This is a genomic window from Changpingibacter yushuensis (assembly GCF_014041995.1).
GTDB classification, from domain to species: Bacteria; Actinomycetota; Actinomycetes; order Actinomycetales; family Actinomycetaceae; genus Changpingibacter; species Changpingibacter yushuensis.
On the sequence record NZ_CP059492.1, the window covers coordinates 299,061 to 315,317 of the forward strand.

The 16,257-nt window shown below is 58.4% G+C and carries 15 protein-coding genes and 1 pseudogene; 10 read left to right on the top strand and 6 right to left on the bottom strand.

Features of this window, described 5'->3' with window-relative positions; translation table 11 throughout:
• The first annotated feature begins 245 nt into the window (after window positions 1–245).
• Both H2O17_RS11700 and H2O17_RS01230 read left to right on the top strand, forming a co-directional pair.
• Window positions 246–374 carry a hypothetical protein gene (locus H2O17_RS11700; protein WP_262486132.1) on the top strand — a complete coding sequence of 43 codons (129 nt, stop codon included), beginning with the start codon at window positions 246–248 and terminating at the stop codon, window positions 372–374.
• Between the two features lie 189 nt (window positions 375–563).
• A pseudogene (locus H2O17_RS01230) lies at window positions 564–692 on the top strand (aldo/keto reductase); the annotation flags it as partial.
• Window positions 693–716: 24 nt separating this feature from the next.
• Here the strand turns inward: H2O17_RS01230 and H2O17_RS01235 are convergent.
• On the bottom strand, window positions 717–1,388 hold the full coding sequence (locus H2O17_RS01235; protein ID WP_182049975.1) for a uracil-DNA glycosylase: 672 nt from the start codon (window positions 1,386–1,388) through the stop codon (window positions 717–719).
• Between the two features lie 75 nt (window positions 1,389–1,463).
• Here H2O17_RS01235 and H2O17_RS01240 point away from each other — a divergent pair, with 75 nt between their 5' ends.
• The 4 genes from H2O17_RS01240 (at window position 1,464) to H2O17_RS01255 (ending at window position 5,479) form a co-directional block, all read left to right on the top strand.
• A complete protein-coding gene (locus H2O17_RS01240; protein ID WP_182049976.1) occupies window positions 1,464–1,760 on the top strand; it encodes a DUF3263 domain-containing protein in 297 nt (98 codons plus the stop codon).
• A 4-nt stretch (window positions 1,761–1,764) separates the two neighbouring features.
• The gene (locus H2O17_RS01245) at window positions 1,765–2,409 is read left to right on the top strand and encodes a LytR C-terminal domain-containing protein (protein WP_182049977.1); all 645 of its coding nucleotides are present in this window, start codon (window positions 1,765–1,767) and stop codon (window positions 2,407–2,409) included.
• Between the two features lie 356 nt (window positions 2,410–2,765).
• Window positions 2,766–4,397 carry a chaperonin GroEL gene (gene groL, locus H2O17_RS01250; protein ID WP_182049978.1) on the top strand — a complete coding sequence of 544 codons (1,632 nt, stop codon included), beginning with the start codon at window positions 2,766–2,768 and terminating at the stop codon, window positions 4,395–4,397.
• Between the two features lie 257 nt (window positions 4,398–4,654).
• Entirely contained in the window at window positions 4,655–5,479 is an 825-nt protein-coding gene (locus H2O17_RS01255; protein ID WP_182049979.1) for a fumarylacetoacetate hydrolase family protein, read from the top strand.
• 98 nt (window positions 5,480–5,577) lie between these two features.
• Here H2O17_RS01255 and H2O17_RS01260 read toward each other — a convergent pair whose 3' ends face one another.
• Window positions 5,578–7,386: a hypothetical protein gene (locus tag H2O17_RS01260; RefSeq protein ID WP_182049980.1), complete on the bottom strand. Its 1,809-nt coding sequence runs from the start codon at window positions 7,384–7,386 to the stop codon at window positions 5,578–5,580.
• A gap of 224 nt (window positions 7,387–7,610) precedes the next feature.
• On the opposite strand from H2O17_RS01260, the gene H2O17_RS01265 reads away from it, so the two are divergent.
• The gene (locus H2O17_RS01265) at window positions 7,611–8,417 is read left to right on the top strand and encodes an SDR family NAD(P)-dependent oxidoreductase (protein ID WP_182049981.1); all 807 of its coding nucleotides are present in this window, start codon (window positions 7,611–7,613) and stop codon (window positions 8,415–8,417) included.
• Between the two features lie 3 nt (window positions 8,418–8,420).
• Window positions 8,421–9,221: a lysophospholipid acyltransferase family protein gene (locus tag H2O17_RS01270; RefSeq protein ID WP_182049982.1), complete on the top strand. Its 801-nt coding sequence runs from the start codon at window positions 8,421–8,423 to the stop codon at window positions 9,219–9,221.
• 98 nt (window positions 9,222–9,319) lie between these two features.
• On the opposite strand, the gene H2O17_RS01275 is transcribed toward H2O17_RS01270, so the two are convergent.
• The 4 genes from H2O17_RS01275 to H2O17_RS01290 all read right to left on the bottom strand — a co-directional run bounded on the left by H2O17_RS01275 (window position 9,320) and on the right by H2O17_RS01290 (window position 14,808).
• A complete protein-coding gene (locus tag H2O17_RS01275) occupies window positions 9,320–11,062 on the bottom strand; it encodes a sensor histidine kinase (RefSeq protein WP_182049983.1) in 1,743 nt (580 codons plus the stop codon).
• Between the two features lie 9 nt (window positions 11,063–11,071).
• Entirely contained in the window at window positions 11,072–11,815 is a 744-nt protein-coding gene (locus tag H2O17_RS01280) for a response regulator transcription factor (protein ID WP_182049984.1), read from the bottom strand.
• Window positions 11,816–11,990: 175 nt separating this feature from the next.
• On the bottom strand, window positions 11,991–12,746 hold the full coding sequence (locus tag H2O17_RS01285) for a PspA/IM30 family protein (protein ID WP_182049985.1): 756 nt from the start codon (window positions 12,744–12,746) through the stop codon (window positions 11,991–11,993).
• Between the two features lie 154 nt (window positions 12,747–12,900).
• On the bottom strand, window positions 12,901–14,808 hold the full coding sequence (locus H2O17_RS01290; protein WP_182049986.1) for a TPM domain-containing protein: 1,908 nt from the start codon (window positions 14,806–14,808) through the stop codon (window positions 12,901–12,903).
• A gap of 287 nt (window positions 14,809–15,095) precedes the next feature.
• On the opposite strand from H2O17_RS01290, the gene H2O17_RS01295 reads away from it, so the two are divergent.
• Window positions 15,096–15,470 carry a cold-shock protein gene (locus tag H2O17_RS01295; protein ID WP_182049987.1) on the top strand — a complete coding sequence of 125 codons (375 nt, stop codon included), beginning with the start codon at window positions 15,096–15,098 and terminating at the stop codon, window positions 15,468–15,470.
• On the top strand, window positions 15,454–16,236 hold the full coding sequence (locus H2O17_RS01300; RefSeq protein WP_182049988.1) for a DUF3027 domain-containing protein: 783 nt from the start codon (window positions 15,454–15,456) through the stop codon (window positions 16,234–16,236). Before H2O17_RS01295 ends, H2O17_RS01300 begins: the two co-directional genes overlap by 17 nt.
• Window positions 16,237–16,257: the final 21 nt, after the last annotated feature.

The following is a 16,257-nucleotide window of genomic DNA, read 5'->3' on the forward strand; positions in this document are numbered from 1 at the left end:
GATCATGAACGATAGTTTGACTCGCTCCTCGCCCTTAGTCCCTGTACCGGACGTCATGGTCCTGATGCAGGAGCTCCTTGAGACGGGCTATGGCTTTCTTGAACAACGTCCTGAACCGACAGGTCGGTTCTTTCCAAAGCTGACTATACATATTTCCGGTCATCGGGACAGAATACTCAGGCTCCCGCTCGGTGAAGATCTGCGGAACCTCGTTACGCTGAAGTGGCTTAGGAGACAAGGCCCTCGTGTCTAAGATCCCCGGTCTGATCCCCGAAGACCGCCCAGCATTACGACGCCAGTACGAGAAGCTAAACCCGGTCGAACTGACCCGCGACATCCTCCGCTACCACACCATGCTCATCACGAAAGCATGAGACAAGTCCGATCTGCTCACCACGCAAGTCGAAGACACGAAGGCCCGGCGCCAGAAGCGACAAACCAGCGAAGTAAAACGCCGGACCGCGTGACCGCGGGCCTCACGATCAAAGTACATGAGGCACGACTGGATCTATACGATCAACTTGACCTGAGGCACTACGACATACGGCGACTACCACGGCGCGTACCGCACGCTCGAGGACGCCTACGACGCCGGAAAGATCCGCGCCATTGGTGTATCGAACTTCGACGCAGTGAGGCTTGCGCAGACAAAACGTTCCCACACAACGAACAGATCCCACCTGGGGCGCTAAACAGCAGGGTTCACCGGCGGTGCTTCAGGGCAACTGCCAATCGATTGGATCGGCTCCCTGGGCTGCAAGCAACTCATTGACTCGTGAAAACGGCCGTGACCCAAAAAAGCCTCGGGATGCTGAGAGTGGTGACGGGTGGGGCGACATTACCACGGGCACATCTCCAAGTAGAGGTCTGAGTTCCTGAGCTGGCCGCCCCCACAGTACTGCCACGAGTGGCTGGTTGCGAGCCGCGAGCCTTCGGATGGCGTGGTCGGTGACCGCCTCCCACCCCTTCCCGCGATGTGACGCTGGAGCGCCCGGCTGGACAGTGAGGACTCTGTTGAGAAGCATGACCCCACGTTCGCACCACGGGGTCAAGTCTCCGCTCGAAGGTTCTGGGCAGCCGACGTCGTCGTGAAGCTCACGAAAGATATTCACCAGAGAACGAGGTATCGGACGCACGGATGGATCCACACTGAAGCTGAGCCCAACGGGATGGCCGGGGGTCGGGTAGGGATCCTGCCCCACAATGAGCACCTTGACGCTGCTGAGAGGGTAGGTAAAGGCACGCAAAACGTTCTTGCCGAGCGGTAAGTAGTGGCGGCCGGCAGCTAACTCATCGCGGAGAAAAACGCCCATCTGATGAATGTTGGGTTCAACGGGCTTGAGGGCCTCGGCCCAACCGGGATCGATGATGTCAGAGAGGGGCTGCATGAGATTAGGGTACGCGCCAGCAGTATGTGGATGTGTTGCTCAGCTTCGATAGGCTGATGAGGAAGAAGGGGTGATATGGAAGAAGTCGTACCAGGGCTAAGTGATGAAGAACGCCAAGTGCTCTCAGTGGAGGACTCGTGGTGGCGCTCGCGCATAAAGAAGTCCGATGCAATTCAGGCCACCGGAATGTCTAGCACTCACTACTATCTGGTGCTCAACCGGGCTTTGGCCAAACCTGCGGCTGAGCTGGAGAATCCGGAACTCGTCCGCAGGCTGAAAAGACTCAGGGAAAAGCGTGGAAATGAACGCCATAACGCTCGCGTCATTCGCGAGCGTGGCGGCAATGCCAGCGGGCAGAACACGGTAAGCTAGCGCCGTGGCAGAGAACAAGTACCCAGAGGATGAATTCGACCTTTTGGCCGCTGAACGCGCCGTGCGCGGCGCTCATCGTCGCCGCGAATCGAACCGCTCGTGGTGGATCGCTCTGGTTGCGGTCTTAGTGTGTGCTCCGCTTTTTGGATGGGCAGTCATCAACTTCATGGGTGTGCCATCCTCGCACTCAACAGCATCTGGCACCTCCTCCACAAGTGCCGAAGCGAGTGCAACAACCCAGGAATCGCAGTCGGCGGAACCTACGGATGAAGCCAGTAGCGATGCAGCCTCAACGGGCGCTGCCACTGATGAAGCCACGGCCACAGAAGAACCCACTCCCACAGATGACGCCACAACAGCCTCTGTCGATTTCAGCAAGGCAATCTTGGTGCTTAACGCTTCTACCGTGAACGGTCTGGCTGCCACGAAGCAGGGCATTCTGCAGAATGCAGGATTCACCAGCGTTTCGGTAGGGAACTACCAGTACACGCGGCCAGCAGCCTCCCAGATCTACTATTCTGCTGAGTCTGACGCCGCTACGGTTGCGGCGGTTGCGAATGCTCTGGGAATCTCATCAGCGAACTTCATTCTCAATGCGAACGCAACGGGTGGTGACCAAATCGTCGTCGTCCTTGCGGGTGACGTCTAGATCTGGCTGGAATCGGCGCCGTGGCGCTGAGGATGGACCGCGTGCGGATCCGCTGCTACCGCATCTTGAGCCAAGATAACTCAACTTTGGTGCCAGAGAAGTCCCGAATTCGTGCCAGAGAAGTCCCGATTTCAAGCCATTCTTTGCCCACGGTGAACAAGAGGCAGGCTCAATCGGGCTCGTCTTGCACTCGGGAGCTGAGAGTGCCAAAATCTAGTTAGCACTCTTGGAGTGAGAGTGACAAAATCGCGCAGTCGATGAGGTGCATGCCGGGCCGGGAAATGACCGATCCACATGCATCGTCCGTCGCGGGCATTGACTGGCAGTTCGATCATCCCATTGGGAGGAACACAGGCATGGCAAAGACCATTGCGTTTAACGAGGAAGCTCGTCGCAGCATGGAACGCGGGCTCAACTTGCTCGCCGACACCGTCAAGGTGACGCTTGGGCCAAAGGGCCGCAACGTGGTGCTTGACAAGAAGTGGGGCGCCCCCACAATCACCAACGATGGCGTTTCCATCGCAAAGGAAATTGACCTCGAGGATCCATACGAGCGCATCGGCGCCGAATTGGTGAAGGAAGTCGCCAAGAAGACCGACGACGTCGCAGGTGACGGCACCACCACCGCTACCGTTCTGGCACAGGCACTGGTTCACGAAGGTCTGCGCAACGTCTCCGCAGGATCTAACCCCATCGCGCTTCGCCGCGGCATCGACAAGGCCGTTGTGGCTATCGCCGATCGTCTGCTCGTTGACGCTCGCGAAGTTGAGACCGAAGAGCAGATCGCTGCTACCGCGTCCATCTCTGCTGGCGATCCGGAAATCGGCGCCAAGATTGCTGAAGCAATGGAGAAGGCCGGCAAGGAAGGCGTCATCACTGTCGAGGAGTCCAACACCTATGGCCTCGAACTGGAGCTGACCGAAGGCATGTCCTTCGACAAGGGCATTCTTTCTCAGTACTTCGTCACTGACCCTGAGCGTCAGGAAGCAGTCCTGGAGGATCCTTACATCCTCCTCATGGATTCCAAGATCTCCAACGTCAAGGATGTTCTGCCACTCCTCGAAAAGGTTATGAACGGCGGCAAGCCGCTGGTCATCATCGCTGAGGATGTTGACGGCGAAGCCCTCGCAACTCTCGTTGTAAACAAGATCCGTGGCACCTTCAAGTCCGCAGCCGTCAAGGCTCCTGGCTTCGGCGATCGCCGTAAGGAAATGCTTCAGGATATGGCCATTCTGACCGGTGGTCAGGTCATTTCGGAGACCGTCGGTCTGACGCTCGAAAACGCCGATCTGGACCTCCTTGGCCGTGCACGCAAGGTAGTCATGACCAAGGACCAGACAACCATCGTCGATGGTGCTGGCGATGCCGAACAGATCGCTGGCCGCGTGGCCCAGATCAAGACCCAGATCGAAAACTCCACCTCGGAATACGACACTGAGAAGCTGCAGGAACGCTTGGCGAAGCTCGCCGGTGGCGTTGCAGTGATCAAGGCTGGCGCTGCTACTGAGGTTGAGCTCAAGGAGCGCAAGCACCGCATCGAGGACGCAGTCCGCAATGCAAAGGCTGCTGTTGAAGAAGGCATCGTCGCTGGTGGCGGCGTCGCGCTGATTCAGGCTGCTGAGGAAGCTTTCCAAACCCTCGAACTCGAAGGTGACGAAGCCACTGGCGCACAGATCGTCAAGATCGCCATTCAGGCTCCGCTCAAGCAGATCGCTGTCAACGCTGGTCTCGAAGGCGGCGTTGTTGTGGAGCGGGTTCGCTCACTGCCCAAGGGCCACGGTCTGAATGCGGCAACCGGCGAATACGAGGATCTCCTCGCTGCCGGCGTCATGGACCCGGTCAAGGTGACTCGCTCTGCTCTGCAGAACGCGGCCTCCATCGCCGGTCTGTTCCTGACCACTGAGGCAGTGGTGGCAGATCTGCCGGAGAAGAACCCGGCTGCTGATGCGGGCGCAGGCATGGGCGGCGACATGGGCGGCATGTACTGATCGCCAGTCTCTGACTGATATGCAGGTGCGGCTAGGGAGAGATCCCTAGCCGCACCTTTTTCATGCCTGTCCAATGCTCTTTCATGCCAGTCCGGAGCAGTGTGTTCGGAATGCCTGTGGCAGCTGGCTGGAGTCGTTCCGTGGCTTGGACACACCCACGCGTTAGAATCCGAAAGGCAGCCGAATCGGGACGGGCCGTACACGCCCCCCAGACGATTGGGTAGGCCACGCTTTGGCGGCACAGACCGGAGGATTCAATGAAACTGGCTACGATTCGGCGCGATAGCCGCGAGAACAATACAGTTGCGGTTCGAATTGATGGGGATAGCGCCACAGACCTCGGCTTTCCATCCGTTGACGCGCTCCTCAAGGCTGGCGCGTTAGATGCGGCGCGTACACTCGATGGCCCGCAGTTTCCCACAGAGCACCTCGATTTTGCTCCGGTAGTGACCAATCCTGGCAAGATCATTTGCGTGGGCGTGAATTATCGCCCCCACATCAAGGAGATGGGCCGTGAAATCGCCAGCCATCCTACGTTGTTCATGAAGTTCTCCGAAGCTCTTGTGGGGTCCGGAGACCCTCTTATCAAGCCATTCGAATCGGAGATGTTTGATTTTGAAGGCGAACTGGGTGTCGTGATCGGCCAGAAGGTTAGGCGCGCTAAGGGCCCAGCGGCCACGGCAGCCATCGCAGGGTTCACGATCTGCATGGATGGTTCGGTCCGCGACTGGCAGAACCATACCGGTCAATGGGTTGCCGGCAAAGCCTGGGAGGGCTCAACGCCGGTGGGGCCAGTGCTCGTGGATCGGGATTCGTTCGAGCGGCACGCTCGCCTCACCACCCGGCTCGACGGGCAGGTTATGCAGAGCGGTTTTGTCGACGACGTCGTCTTCGGGCCAGAAGCGATCATCGAGTACGCATCAACCTTTGTGACGCTCAATCCGGGAGATCTCATCTTGACAGGCACACCGGGTGGAGTTGGCCATGCACGCAAACCACCTGTTTACCTGCAATCGGGCCAGTCCTTGGAGATCGAGATTGACGGTATTGGCGTACTTTCGAATGTGGTAACCGAAGGCTAACGCCCGCGTTCGCGTTCGCAGGGCCGCCATGTGGCGAAGGTTAGTTGCCAGGCCACGGCATGTGGCGCCTCCGCCTCGTCGTTGGTCTCGCAATCAATCTAGTCGTCGGGTTCGCGTTCAATCCCGTGTGTAGGCGTCTGCTGGAGCCTCTTCGAGTGGACGTCTGGTTCGCGATCACTTGTCAGCCGGGGAGGCGTGAGTCTCTGGTCGCGTTTGGTGGCAACCCTTTCGTCGTCGTCGTCGATCCATTCGGGCGTTGGTGCTGTTGCCGGTGGGCTGAAGCTTGCTGTGGAACTTGCCGTGCTATCAGAAGGAGCAGGCGCGCCCGCGCGTGACGCTGAGTTCGCGACTGGTGAATCTGGAGTGACCGTTCCATCCGTGCGGGGTGGGGTGTGCGCAGAGAAACTGGGATCCGGACTGCCGTGGGCATCGCTCTCTAGGCGGGCATCATCCCGGAGATCAGCATCGTCCGGGAGGTCCGCTTCTCCATGCATCGCGCCGGGCTTTGACATCGCGCCCAGCTCCTGCTCCTCACGCGCCCTTTTGATGGCGGCCGCCGTTTGGAGGCGTTCTTCGATGCGGCGGCGAATCTCGGCTGCCACAGCCTCACGCCTGCGTTGCTTCTTTTCCTCAGGCGTGAGTGCTTCGCGTTCTCGCACGCCCGGATCAACTAGCTCCTGACAGGCTTCCATGGTGGATAGCGTGTCTATCGGGGCGGGGGACGCTAGCTCAAACGCGCGGAGAGATCGCAGCAATGCTTCTTCGCGTTCAGCTTCAATCCGTTCCTTTTCATCGGCTTCAGCCGAGGCGCGCAGCAACGCATCGATACCAGCGTTGCGGGCCACATTCGACTTTGCATGGGTCTCGCTGTCGCGCGTACCGGTTTCAGCTGCGGAAACATCGGTGCCGCGCGTTGTTGATCCCCTCGTTGTTGATCCACGCGTCGTCGTCGACGAATCGTTCGGTACTGCAGAAGATGGCGTGACCTGCGAAGCAGATCTGGGCGATGAAACATGCGCGGCCGGTGAAGAAGCCGCTGAAGACGTTTTTGAAGAAGCCGCTGAAGACGGTGCGGGCGCGGAGTTGGAGTGCCCCGTGGATTCTGGCACAGCTGCGGACGTGCGAGCGGCCGGCAAGGAATCGGATGGCGCAGGAGTACTAAGGTGTGCGCCGCTCGCACCGGCGGGTTGATCGTCGGTCTGCGCTGAGAGGATTCGTGAAATCCGTTCGAGTTCTGCCTCGAGATTCTCGCGTGCGCCGCGATCCCACTGGCGCGCCAGTGGTGTAGCGAAGAGTTGGCGGCGGGCCAGAAGGTGGGAAACGATTTCGCGGCGGGCCAGAAGGAAATCGCGGTGAGGAATGTGGGCATATTCCTCACCCACTTGCTCGAGGTAGCGCTTGTATCGTTGCGGGTCTACGGCAAGTGAACCGAGGTGGGCATCGCGAAGCGCGAGTTCATCCACATCGACTGCTTGAAACTGTGCGGTCTCATTCGGAAGCCTGTCTGCGCGCCGCATCCCACGAATGAGTTCACCTATTCGCCGGGCCTTTTCGGGATCCACACCTAGGCCAAGAAGGTGGGTTTGGGCAAGTGTGGCGGAAGTGTTCTCATTTTCGCCGCCATTGCGGGTGTAGGCGTCCTCTTCGGCTGTGGAGAACACCACGCCGTGATACCAGGCGGCAAGGCGCACCAAACTGGGTTCATGTGTTTCGGGAAGGAGGGTTTCGAGCCTAGTGAGCATTTGCACTACGTGTTGTAGGCCGTGATATGAGCGGTCGGAACTGGACCAGCGGGCAATGAGCCGGTCGCATGCTTGCGCTAGTTCTTCCTTTGACAAAGGTGAACCAGCGCTCTGAACGGAGCGAACGTAGGCTTGAACAAGCCACTGTGGAACATCGTTCGGCATTTTTTCCTCCTCTCAAGTAAATATCGGCGCCGTGGATCTCGCAACCCACGAGAGTCTAGTACTGCCGTGGCGGCACCGAGAAAGTTCTACGCAACATGTGAGGCGCGCGATGTGTGAAAGTGCCTGTGTGACTGTGTGATGGTGCCTCTGGGACTGAGGAACGGTGCCTGCCCACACAGAATCAAAAGGCGCATCGCACCCCGCCAGTGGACTAACGTAGGTATGTGAGATTCTCGAAGGACAAGGGAGCTGCTTCCCCACTTAAGGGGCGGGCCCTCATTACTGGCGGTACATCAGGTATCGGCCGAGCGTTTGCAGATGCGTTGGCGGCGCGTGGCTTGGATCTTGTGTTGGTTGCACGTTCGAGCGAACGTCTGGAATCCACACGGAACGCTATCGAATCACAATACGGCGTGGCATGCGAGGTATTGGCCGCTGATCTTTCGGAGGCCGACGGCGTCGCCGCCGTTTCAGAACGCCTTGATTCAGATTCCAGCCCGATCGAAGTTTTTGTGAACAACGCGGGCCAAGGTTTCTATGGCACGCTGGCAAGCCGAGACTTTGAACCGATGAGCGCCGCTATTGATCTCATGGCAACGACCGTGGTGAAGCTTGGCGGCGCAGCGGCTCAAACGATGCAACGCCGGGGCCACGGGGTCATCGTCAACACGTGTTCGATTTCTGCACTTGTGCCGATGGGGTTGTATTCAGGCATCAAGGCGCTCGTGAAAACGTGGTCGTTGTCGCTTGCGATTGAAGTTGCAGGAGCCGGCGTCCAGGTCGTGGCATTCATGCCGGGTTGGGTGCATACGGAGTTCCACAAGCGGGCGGGTGTAGAGCGTTCTAATCTTCCCGGATTCATGTGGCTTGAGGCGGATCGGGTGGTGCACGATTGCTTGGCAGACGTGGATCGCGGCAAGGTATATTCGGTTCCCTCCAAGCGTTTCAAGGTCATTGCAGCGCTCGCTGAGCATGCTCCAAAGAAGGCGGTCTGGGCTGTGACCGCGAAGATCAACAAGGGTCGAAACTAAGGTATGGCAGAAGATCAGGTACCTGAACCACCCCTTGGCGATTCTGAGGCTGTGGAACCGGTGGACAAGCGTGGGCTCGAACCCATTGATCCATATTTGGATGAGTCCAAGCGCAAGCGCAGGCATCGCGTTCGGCGTTTTGTGACTCGGCCTGTGATTTCAACGGTTGTGCGCCCCACCGTTCTAGGCGAAGAAAACGTAGAGGGCCTTACCGGTGCCTTCTTGCTCATCCCTAACCATTCTTCGCATCTCGATGCGCCGATGGTGTTTTCGCTCTTGCCTGACAGTCTCACGGAACGGCTCGCAACAGGTGCCGCAGCGGATTACTTCTATCGCCGCAGATTCATTTCCAACCTGACGTCAGTTTTCTTCAACACGTATCCGATCGAGCGCAAGGGAAAGCGCAACGGCAATGAGCGCGGCAAAGCGGCCGGCATGACCGGGCGGCTACTACGATCTGGCGTACCGATCCTCGTTTTCCCAGAAGGAACTCGCTCGCGTGACGGTGAACTCGGCACGTTCAAGGCGGGTGCGGCGGCGTTGTCGCAGCACGCGAATGTGCCAATGGTGCCCATTGCGATGAACGGTGGGCATGAAGCGATGCCGGTGGGTTCGTTCTTCCCGAAGATCGGCAGCGAGGTGTTCTTGTTCATTGGCAAGCCGATGTACTCGCTGCCTGACGAAGAGCCCGAGGATTTCATGGCACGAGTAGTTGTTGCCATTTCGTCCATGCTGGAGCAGAGTACCGCGCATCCTGTGAACGACGACGGCACGTCGCCTTTCGATCCACCAACCCAGAACTAGGCGTGCTGGGCGCCCGCGCCACGAGGGGTGCCACGATGTTCACAACGTGGCTTGTGGGGGCACTAAGGTGCGTGGGGTAACTCAGGCTCGCGGGTCACTCAGGCTTGCTGAGTCACCTCAGTCGGGCCGGTGGTTCTAGGTTCGGAATCAGCGCTTGGCTCGGAGGGCTCTAGTGGTTCATCCTCTAAAGGAGCCTTGTCTTGTGTGCCATCTGGTGGCGCACTCACGCCAAGTGTTGGCACACTCGCATCGACTGGCGAATCAGCGGTCTGGACCTCGGCTACGCCGTCGTCCAATTCTGCTTCCTCAGCAGATACGGCGGCTCCAATCGCTGCAATTGGCTGGCTCGCCATGTTGACGGGGAAGGTAAGACGGACGGTCAGCCCGCCGCCGTCGGTTTCTGCAAGGCGTGCAGTACCACCGTGTGAAGCCATGATGGCTGCAACGATCGCCATTCCCAGCCCGGAGCCGCCGGAAGCACGGGAGCGCGAGTAATCGGCACGGTAGAAGCGTTCAAAGAGTCGGGAGGCATCTTTCTCGGAGATTCCAGGGCCGTGATCCCGAATCTCAATAATGGCTTCTCCTGGCTGGCCCCAGCCGATTGCCACCTCGCAAGCTGTGCCTTCTGGCGTATGCATGAGCACGTTGGAGAGAAGGTTAGAGACCACTTGGGTCACCTTGTCCCTGTCCGCCACAATAATGACGTCGGGAACACTATGACCAGTCAGCCCCACCACCGATGCGGTGCGGGACATATCGCGCACATGGAAGTCAGATACAGCGTTGTAGCAGATCTCTGTAACGTCAACTACTTCCAGATCAAGCGGGCGCCCTTCATCCAAGCGGGCAAGTTGCAGGAGGTCTTCCACGAGCCCTGTCATGCGCTTGGATTCAGACTCAATGCGGTCCATCGTCTGAGGCATTTCTGTATTAGGTACACCGCCCAGACGGTAGAGCTCAGCATATCCACGCACTGTTGCTAGGGGCGTGCGCAGCTCATGGGAGGCGTCGGATACGAACTGGCGCATCTTGGCTTCGGAATGGAGGCGTATCTCAAAGGCTTGCTCAATCTGACTCAGCATGACGTTGATCGAATTGGCAAGGTTTCCGATTTCAGATCCCTCAGTACCGTGAGGTACGCGCTGGGAAAGATCACCTGCAGCGATAGCGTGAGTGACGGTCTCGATGCTTCGCAGTGGCTTGAGTTCACGTCTGACAAGCCAGGCTGTGGCCGCTCCTCCAATTGCTACGAGCACCGCACTTACGAAGCTAAGTAGTTGGGTTACAAGTGCAACCGTATGGGTGATATTTGCCATTGGTCTCGCAACGAGAACTGTGCCTAAGGCGACCTGCTGGGAGGAATCAGACACCGGCATCACGATGGCGCGCCACTGTGAACCGTCCGTGCCGTCGATCGTTATGGGCTCATCAGTTGGCGTGCCCAAAAGGGAGGCCGCATGCGTCGGGGTTCCATATTGCTTTTGGGCGTTAGAACTGATCGCTTCGGTCTGCAAGTACTGGCCGGTTTGGCTGTCCCAAATGTTCGTCAGGAGATAGTAATCCGAAAGGTTGATGTTGGACTGCTCCGGGTGATTCATCTCAGTGATGATCTGGGTGGCAACGACTTGGCCGGACGACTGCAGTTCATCATCAAGGTTGTTGATGAGGAAATGCTGCAGCATCGTCACGGTGACGGCACTGATGAAGGAGACCACCACCGTCATCAAGACTACGAAGATTGCTACCAACCGGAAGGAGAGCGTCCGCGAAGCGCGGGGAGGCTTCAACCCGGTGGGAACTTCGAGGGCCGGCTTCGATCGGTGCCCGGTGGGAGATGACACTGTTGCTACTTACTTGCCTGCGCGCAGAACGTATCCGATACCACGCTTGGTCTGGATGAGTGGAACGATTGCTGCGGCCTGTTGAGGATCCGTGATTCCGAGCGCATCTGGAGAGTCCACCTTGCGGCGCAGGTAAGAGATGTAAGACTCAACGATGGAGATCTCACCGTCCCAGTTGTAGTCCCAGACGTGGTCCAGAATCTGCATCTTGGAGACCACTCGTTCAGAGTTGATCATGAGGTAGCGCAGAAGCTTAAACTCAGTGGGAGAGAGGTCGATTTCATGGCCAGCGCGCCGGACTTCGTAGGAGTCCTCGTTCAGTTCCAGATCCTGATAGGTGAGCACTGCCGAATCATCTTCTACCGGGTGGGTACGGCGCAACACTGCGCGGATACGTGCCACCACTTCTTCGAGTGAGAACGGCTTGGTGATGTAGTCATCGCCGCCCACGGTGAGGCCTTGGACTTTGTCCTTGATATCGTCCCGTGCAGTGAGGAACAGAACGGGGAGTTCGGGTGCGCGTTCGCGCAGGCGACGCAATACTTCGAAGCCGTCCATATCGGGGAGCATGATATCCAAGACTGCCAGATCAATGTGGCTGCCGGCCTGGTGATCTAGTGCCTCATGCCCATCAGCGGCAGTCAGGACTCGAAAGCCAGCGAAACGCAACGATGCGGAGAGAAGTTCGCGGATGGACGGTTCATCGTCGACGACCAGGAGGGTCGCTTCGGGAACGGGGGACTGATTACTCATGGAATCATTGAACGGGCGAAAGCTGGGAGTTGTCTAGGAGATTCCCGGAAATGTCTGGGAGTAGGCAGGGAGAGATCCCAGAGATGCCTCACAAGAGGCATCTACCTTAGCGAGAGCGGTGTGGCGGGCGCATTGCGCCCGCCACACGTCCACAGTACTGTTCGAAAAGCTCTGCTCAGTACAGGTTGAAATCCTTGGCCTCGATCTTGGCGGGCTCTGAGCCAGACTTCAGTGCAGCCAAGCGAGCTTCGATCTCAATATCGTTGCTGTGATCTTCAAGCGCAGCGAACTGTTCATCGAGTGAAGCTGCTGCAACTTCTGCCTTGCCCATCGCTAGGGCCTCTTGCTTGCGGACCTGTTCCTCATAGCGCCCAAGCTCGCTGGTGGGATCGAGCACGTTAATTGAGGAGATCGCGTCCTGCACCTTGTTCTGCGCACTGGCGGTCTTCTGGCGAGCAATCAGCTGATCGCGCTTGTTCTTCAGCTCGTCGAGCTTGCCACGCATCTGCTCCAAGCCGGTCTTGAGCTTAGCCACTACTTCCTCTTGGGAAGCAATAATCGGCTCAGCGTCCTTGGCTTCCTTCTCAAACTGCATCTGGCGCTGGATGGCTACCTTGGCAAGGTTGTCGAACTTGGCGGCATCGGCTTCTTTGCCCGCGGCGCGCATTTCATCGGCTTTGTTGGAGGCCGCCAGAGCCTTTTGGCCCCATTCGCGGGAAGCTTCAACATCTTCCTTGTAGTCAGCCTGAGTGAGGCGAAGGTTGCCTACCGTAACGGCGACGGCGTCCTGTGCCTCAGCAATCGAGTTGGTGTAGTCGCGGACCATTTGGTCCAGCATCTTCTGCGGATCCTCAGCGCGATCGAGCAGTGCGTTGACGTTCGCCTTCGCGAGCTGTGCCATTCGGCCAAGGATCGTTTGCTTCTCTGCCATGACGTAGACCTTTCTAGGATCTGGGGTGTTTGAGAAACCGAGTCGTAACCATTGTGAAGGATGTTCGCGCCTCGGAAGCGGTTCTTTGTGTTGTTGGGTTGATGTTTGCCAGTTGTGGTTGGGAAAGCGATACCTCCGGAGAGGTGACCATGACCTAGAAGGAACCGCCGAAGCCGCCTCCACGGCCTCCGCCTCCGCCTCCGCCTCCAAAGCCACCTCCACCAAAGCCGCCACCGAAGGATCCGGCGGAGAATCCACCATGTCCGCGATGTCCGCCGCCCGAAAGCAGGGACCCGATGATCATTCCTCCGAGCACCGCGCCGAAGTCAGAACCGCCATTGTTCTGCGAGTTCTGCTGGCGGCGCTCTTCCTCAGAAACTCCGCGTTGCGCAACGGAATATGCTTCGCCGCTCTGTACCCGGGCTCTATCAAATAGCTGGGCTTGTTCCATGAGATTGGCGGTGTTCGTAGCCTGAGCGAAGGAGCCTTTCGCCGCCGCAAGTTGAGTGCGGGCTTGTTGCGGAATGAAACGGGAATAGCGATCAACGTAGGCGTCGGCTTCGGTGATAGAGGCGTGAGCCGCGGCCCGGTTGCGTTCCACCAGCTGTTGGGCGCGCCGCCAGTTCTCCTCAGCGCTACGAACTGCCGCAAGCGCCGCATCGAGTGCGTTCTCAGCTGTTGTGAGCTGGTTGAAGGCCCGAATGGGATCCACTGAGTTTCCGGTGGCATAGGCCACGGCTGCCTCTGCGTCCGCCTTGCGAGCGGCAATGACGTGATCGCCGCGACCCAGCCGTTGAGCATCGGAAATATCGCTGCTGATTGAACTGAGTGCTTTCTGAGTGTTGGCATTGGCTTGTTCGAATGCCGCCCGCGCGTTGGAGATTTGGTCGACTAGGCTGCGTGCCTGGCGCACAGTATCTTCGGCAAGCCGTGCATAAGGCACCGCCTTCGACTTGTCAGTTGCCGCTGTACTTCGGCCCTCAGCAACGGCCTTCTCGGCAGCCCCTAATAACGTGGAGATCTGAGCCGGATAGGTGCGCAGGGTTACAAGGGCGGATTCGGGATAGGTCAATGCCAGCGAATCAATCTGTGCTGGAGCCGATCCAGTGCTGGTCCGCAACTCGCCAATCCTGACCTCAAGCTGGTCGAAGTGCTCCACAACCGTCGCAGCGAGGTTGCGCATCTGGGTGAAGTTCTCTTCTTGTTCAGTGATGGCCTGTTGTGCGGCAGTGGCAAGCTTGATGATGTGCTGATTCATCTCGAGCTTCTGAGCTGGAGTCTCCGGGACCTCGTCGTCGAGCTTCTTGCGAATCTCAAATGCCTTCTGCACGTACTCCTGAGCCTGTGAAAGCACGGTATCGAATTGCTTGGTGGCTTCGATCCCAAACTCTGCTTTTGCGAACTCGAGTTCCCCGGCGGCTGCACGCACGCCGTCGTCGACCGAAAGCAGTGCTTGGGAAGCCTGCTTCTCAAGGGCGCCTAGATCCGCGGCTGCCTTGACTGTGGCCGCCTTCTTGCGACGGGAGGAAAGGAACCACAGGGCCAAACCACAGCCAATAAGGAGCACGATCAGAATGATGGGCGCGGCGGATGAAGACGAACCGGAACTGTCGAGGTTCGCGGCCAACGCGTCAAGCCCGCCAGACCAATCGCCATCGTGCCAAGCGGAGGTGACATCGCCGTTGATCGCATCGCGGAGCTCGGAAGCTGTGAAGCCGTCACCACCCGTCCACACCGATAACTGGTTGGTATCAACCGCGATGGCAAGCAGAGAATCTTGGCTACCAAAGCCGGAGAGAGTGAAGGATTCGTAGGCCCAATCATCCGAGCTGACCGAATCGAACGAGTCCACGAACACGACGCGGAGGCTGTTACCGGTAGCGCTCTGCAGATCCACGATGGAGGATTCCATAGCGGGCACCTCGCTGGAAATAGAACCAGTGAGGTCAGTGACGGTATCGGTGACGCGCACCGGTTCCTCGGCAGAAGCGGCGGTAGGGAAGCCGATGAGGGCGACCGTGACAAGAGATAGGGCAGCAATACCCTTACGAAGCAGATGCACGGCTCAATCCTTACCTGTTCCGGCATGAAGCGAAAGCGCCAATCAGGGGAAAGATGCCCCAGAGTTGGTCGATTGAGGCGCACGTGATGTGTACCTCAGTGCCACGGTACCAACCGAAGCGGACAATCGGGGAGTGCCGCGGCGCTTTTTGCCATGAGCGGAGCACTGTGAGAAGTCCTGATGTGTTAGGAATGGGCCGAACCGGTAGACTAGCGCACAGTATGCATTCGGGCAGGCCACGTTTCGGCACTGCCGCGGATTGTAAGTGATTTTTAAGGAGAGTCTCCGTGCCAACGGGTAAGGTCAAGTTCTTCGATGAGAAGAAGGGGTTCGGCTTCATTGCCGGCGACGACGGCGCCGAAGTGTATCTTCCTTCGTCAGCAGTACCGGTGGGGGAGAAGCTCCGCCCGGGAACAAAAGTCGAGTATGGCGTTGCGGAAACGCGCCGCGGTCCACAGGCGCTTTCGCTTAGCGTGGTGAAGAAAGTGGAGTCTCTGGCTCGCAAGAACCGCCGTACGCCTGAGGACATGGTTCCCATTATCGAGGATCTGATCAAGATTCTGGATAACTCTTCGACCCAACTGCGCCGGGGCCATTATCCAGACGGCGGCCATCGGATTGCGCAGGTCCTACGAACATTGGCTGATGATTTCGATGCCTGATCGATTCCGGATTCAACCGAGCAAGTCCGCTGGCAAGGAGAAGATTCTTGGTTCAGCAGTGGAGCAGGCTCGCGAAGCACTCGCGGAGTTGACGCGGCCGCACAACGTTGGCGAACACGCGGGCGTCGTCGTCGAAGATGATCGCGTCCTCACGCACTGCTTCACCTGCTTGTTGCCTGGCTACTCCGGTTGGTTCTGGACGGTCACGATGGCGCGGATTCCGCGTTCATCCAAGGGAACCATTGATGAGATGGCGCTGCGCCCGGGTCCAGATGCGCTACTGGCGCCAGCTTGGATTCCGTGGGCAGATCGTCTGGAGCCCGGCGACGTTCAGCCAACTGATCGCCTCCCCCTCCAGCTGGAAGATCCCCGCTTGGAGCAAGGATTTGAGGCAACCGGTGAAGATGCGGACCAGCTAGAGGATTTTGAGTTGGGCCTTGGGCGCAAACGCGTGCTCAACAATGATGGGCGATCGGCAGCATTTGAGCGGTGGTACGCGGGTGAACATGGGCCCAAAACCGCTGGAACGCGTGCCGCCAAGGCGCAATGCTCAACGTGCGGTTTCCTGATGCTCATGGCGGGTTCTGCCCGCACCATGTTTGGCGTGTGTGCAAACGAATGGTCGCCCTACGATGGTCAGGTTGTTTCCTTTGACCATGGATGTGGCTCTCATTCTGAGACCGATGTTCCGGTCCAGAAGAGGATGTGGGATCCCAGTGATCCGGTGGTCAACGAATCGGACTTGGACATCGTCGGTAAACAGTAGTTGATGGTGCGGCGGTGACCG

What these genes read in the sequence shown, in the direction of transcription:
- H2O17_RS01235 (WP_182049975.1), bottom strand. Translation starts at nt 1,388, where the DNA reads ATGCAGCCCCTCTCTGACATCATCGATCCCGGTTGGGCCGAGGCCCTC.
- H2O17_RS01240 (WP_182049976.1), top strand. Translation starts at nt 1,464, where the DNA reads ATGGAAGAAGTCGTACCAGGGCTAAGTGATGAAGAACGCCAAGTGCTC.
- groL (WP_182049978.1), top strand. Translation starts at nt 2,766, where the DNA reads ATGGCAAAGACCATTGCGTTTAACGAGGAAGCTCGTCGCAGCATGGAA.
- H2O17_RS01255 (WP_182049979.1), top strand. Translation starts at nt 4,655, where the DNA reads ATGAAACTGGCTACGATTCGGCGCGATAGCCGCGAGAACAATACAGTT.
- H2O17_RS01260 (WP_182049980.1), bottom strand. Translation starts at nt 7,386, where the DNA reads ATGCCGAACGATGTTCCACAGTGGCTTGTTCAAGCCTACGTTCGCTCC.
- H2O17_RS01270 (WP_182049982.1), top strand. Translation starts at nt 8,421, where the DNA reads ATGGCAGAAGATCAGGTACCTGAACCACCCCTTGGCGATTCTGAGGCT.
- H2O17_RS01280 (WP_182049984.1), bottom strand. Translation starts at nt 11,815, where the DNA reads ATGAGTAATCAGTCCCCCGTTCCCGAAGCGACCCTCCTGGTCGTCGAC.
- H2O17_RS01285 (WP_182049985.1), bottom strand. Translation starts at nt 12,746, where the DNA reads ATGGCAGAGAAGCAAACGATCCTTGGCCGAATGGCACAGCTCGCGAAG.
- H2O17_RS01300 (WP_182049988.1), top strand. Translation starts at nt 15,454, where the DNA reads ATGATTTCGATGCCTGATCGATTCCGGATTCAACCGAGCAAGTCCGCT.